The following is a 3,484-nucleotide window of genomic DNA, read 5'->3' as shown; positions in this document are numbered from 1 at the left end:
GGCGCACCGTCACCTGGTCCTCGTGGCCCTCGGCCGGCCTGCCGCCGCACTTCGCCTCCACGGCCGCCTACGACGGCGCCGTCCGGGGCCTGATCGGTCCGGGGGGCGGGCCCCCCGGGTATCGGGCCGGAGGTCCGATGGGACGGGCCGGCCGGGGACTCCGTCGGGCGGCTTTTCCCGAGGCATGGAGAGGGCGCAGCCACCGCACCGCCCTGACCTGGAAAAACGCCCCGGGTGACGGAATCCTGCGATACCCATATCGGCAGCACAGGATTCCACATCGGCATCCTGCGATGCCGATGACTGCCGCCCAGCGTCATGTCGTCCCGCGTCATGACGCGGCCGAAGAAATCCTGAGGGTTTTTCAATTACCCGGAACGACATGTCGCCATGAGTCACCGAATGAATCGTCGGGCTCTTTCGGTTACCACTGCCGACATGTCACCTGCCTAGAATCGGCGCGTCGAGACAGCACACGTCAGGGGTCGGCTTTGCCAAGAGAAGTGCGAAGGTCCCGGGATGTGTTCAACCGCGCCACCGGCGAGGTGTACGAACTCCTGGAGCCGGTGGATCCGCCGCCCCGCAGGATCGCCTACAACTTGGGCGGACGACATGGCCAGTTCTCCGTCCTGCGGGTCATGGAGATGCTGAGCAAGGAGTCCGGGCTCACCGGTGACGCGATACGGGTCTTCCTCTTCTGCGGAATAAGGGCTTTCGAGAACGGCGGCGCCACGGCGAACGAGGCCGCCGCCCACCTGGGCCTCACCCCGCAGGCCACCCGGCGTATCGCGAGAATGCTGGCGGAACACAAGTGCCTGCTCGTGGCCGAGCGGGTCGGCCGGACCATCAAATACCGCGCCAGCCCGCACATCATTTCCAGCCTTTCCGGAGAGGAGCAGGCGCGCGAAGCCGCCGCTTTCCACCTGCCGACCGTGCCCGGGCGACCCGACACCAAGGAGCACACCACGCATGCCTCGCCATCCGTACCCGGAACTCGAAGCCCTCGCTCGGCGGATCGGCGCACTGCCGCACCTGAAACAGAACGTGGTGATGCGGTACGCGATCCTGGGCGGCTTGCAGCACTCCGTCGAGAAGACTGCGGCCGAGCTGGCTGAGCTGGCCGGCGTCCCCGCCCCGCACTTCTCCAAGGCCCGCCGCGAGCTCGAGGCCGAGGGCTGGCTGGAATTCACGCACAAGGAAGGCCAGGTGAAGTTCTTCCGCCTCGGCGAGAAGGCCACCGGCCGCGAAGTGGTCGTCCCGCTGCACCGCAGCACGGGCTGAGCCCCGCTCCGGCCGCGGCCGGAGCGGAGCGGAGGCGGTCCCTGCCGGAGCGGAGCGGAGGCGGGTCGCTGGGGGCCGGAGCGGAGCGGAGGGCTCTGCGGGCTCTGGAGCGGAGCGGAAGGGGCCGGGCGCCGGAGCGGAGCGGAGGCGCTTCGCTGCCGGGCGCGGAGCGCCCCGGGGTCCCGCTCCGCGGGAGCACGTGGGGTGAGCCCAGCCCGAGGAATCGGGGGCCGGAGCGCGGCGGGGTCGCTTGGACGAATTATCCCTCGAAGGAAGCCCCTCAGGCCCGCTCAAGGGCGCGCAGCAGCGACTCCTCGTAACCCGCGGCCGCCAGGTCCGTGTTGGCGAGGCCCGCCTCCCGCAGGGCGCCGAGGGTGGATGCGTGGCCGGCCTGCGCCCAGTGGATCCAGGCTGCCTCCCTGAGGGCGGCGCGCGCCCGCAGGACCCGCGGCCCGCTGCCCTCGTGCTCGGCAGAGCGGGCCGTCCGGAAGGCCGCCACCGCGTCGGCGAGTACGGCACCGGTCACCGCGTGGTCGGGCCCGTCGGGGCGCTCCGGATCTGCTGGGTCCCGTACCAGCACGAGGCCTTCGGCCGGACCCGGTGGCCGGCTCTCCTCGACTCCGCGCCGTAGCTGTTCCAGGCCCGCGGGCAGCTCCCAGCCCGCCCCGCCCCGGCGGGTGACCTCCGCCTTGAGCTCCTGCGCGTGGGACCGGTAGCTGTCGATCAGCCCCTTGGGGCGCAACGGCATCCCGCGCTTGTAGACCTGGTTGCCGGGGCCGCGGTTGCTGCGGAGTACGACGAGCAGGGCGCCGGCGGACCCCTCCAGGTCGGCCAGGAGCTCGTACCGGAGCGGGAGCCAGTGCGCGAGGGCGGCCCGGGTGGCGGCGGACAGACGCCACACCTCGGTCACCCCGGCGCCGGCCTCGAGGGACTGCGGGTTGCGCAGCAGCCGCACCCCGTCCAGGCCCGGGGCGAGGTCCGCGACGGCGAGGTCGCACAGTTCGCCGGTGCGGGCGCCGGTGTCGAGGACGAGTCCGACCACGGCGAGGAAGCGGGCCGTGCCGGGTGCCGAGGGCCGGCGCTCGACCTCGTCCCCGATCCGGTGGTGCAGCTCGCTCCGGGCCCAGGCCGGCAGGGTCGCCTTCGGGGCCTGCTTCGGGTACGAGAGTGCGCCGCTGGGGACGCCCGCGGCCTCGGCCAGCCGGCGCAGGACGCTGGCGCGGCGGCGCTGGGAGGCCGTCACGCCCTTCGGCGGGGTGGTGAGCTCCCTGGCCCTGAGCAGGCCGGCCTCCGTCATCCGGCACACCGCCGTCGCGCCGGGTCCGAGCAGGTCGCGCAGGGAGCTCCCGTAGCGCGCGCGGAACTCCTCCTGCTCCAGCGCCCGGTAGAGCGTGCCTTCCACCCAGCGGACCTGGGCGGCGACGGCGGCCGTCATGCCCGGTGCGGCGAGCACCCTGGCGACCAGCCCCGGCAGCCGGCGGCCGGCCGGGCACTGCGCCGCGTCGGAGGAGGCCCTGTTCGTTGACACCACACCACTCCCGCTTGGACGAATTATCCCTGGCCTAGATCAGTCTGCCAGTCCGGCCCCCACCGGCCCGCCGATCTCCCGCCTGCGCAGAAAATGCGTTGCCGGGCCGGCCGGCGGGCCCGCACGATGGCCCGTTGTGAGGAAATCCCGTTTGTCGTCCGTACTGCCCGACCTGTCCCCCTGGCGTTCCAGCCGTGACTTCCGGCTCCTGTTCTTCCAGGGCGCGGTCACCTTCTTCGGTTCGTTCATGGCGATGATCGCGCTGCCCCTGCAGATCAAGCACCTGACGGACTCGCCGCTGGCGGTCGGTGCGATGGGCGCGGTGGAGCTGGTGCCGCTAGTGGTGTGCGGGCTGTACGGCGGGGCGCTCGCGGACGCGATCGACCGGCGGCGGCTGATCCTGCTGACCGAGGCGGGGCTGGGGCTGCTGGCGCTGGTGCTGCTGGTGAACGCCCTGCTGCCGGATCCGCTGCTGTGGCCGCTGTACGTGGTGGCGGCGGGGGTGTCGGCGCTGACGGGCCTCCAGCGGCCGGCGATGGACTCGCTGATGGCGCGGATCGTGCCGCACGACCAGCTGACGGCGAGGAGCGGACCGGCAAGGAGGCCCGCACCACCGTCCTCGGCCACGTCCAGCGCGGCGGCACGCCCAGCGCCTACGACCGCTGGCTGGCGACC

Annotated in this window: 3 protein-coding genes and 2 pseudogenes; 4 read left to right on the top strand and 1 reads right to left on the bottom strand. The window is 72.6% G+C overall.

All coding sequences use genetic code 11. The annotated features are described in order from the left end of the window. Window positions 1–521: 521 nt before the first annotated feature. Window positions 522–1,115, top strand: coding sequence for a MarR family transcriptional regulator (locus AB0O40_RS37715; protein WP_365050855.1), 594 nt, complete (start codon window positions 522–524; stop codon window positions 1,113–1,115). After that, window positions 1,075–1,281, top strand: coding sequence for a hypothetical protein (locus AB0O40_RS37710; protein WP_365050853.1), 207 nt, complete (start codon window positions 1,075–1,077; stop codon window positions 1,279–1,281). The genes AB0O40_RS37715 and AB0O40_RS37710 overlap by 41 nt, the downstream gene beginning before the upstream one ends. Window positions 1,282–1,561: 280 nt before the next feature. On the opposite strand, the gene AB0O40_RS37705 is transcribed toward AB0O40_RS37710, so the two are convergent. Further along, on the bottom strand, window positions 1,562–2,809 hold the full coding sequence (locus tag AB0O40_RS37705) for a hypothetical protein (RefSeq protein WP_365050850.1): 1,248 nt from the start codon (window positions 2,807–2,809) through the stop codon (window positions 1,562–1,564). 151 nt (window positions 2,810–2,960) lie between these two features. On the opposite strand from AB0O40_RS37705, the pseudogene AB0O40_RS37700 reads away from it, so the two are divergent. Then, window positions 2,961–3,392, top strand: a pseudogene (locus AB0O40_RS37700) (MFS transporter); the annotation flags it as partial. Next, window positions 3,392–3,484, top strand: a pseudogene (locus AB0O40_RS37695) (6-phosphofructokinase); the annotation flags it as partial. The pseudogenes AB0O40_RS37700 and AB0O40_RS37695, both read left to right, overlap by 1 nt.

It is taken from the genome of Streptomyces sp. NPDC089919 (assembly GCF_040684615.1).
GTDB lineage: Bacteria > Actinomycetota > Actinomycetes > Streptomycetales > Streptomycetaceae > Streptomyces.
This window is presented reverse-complemented; position numbering and strand designations above follow the sequence as displayed.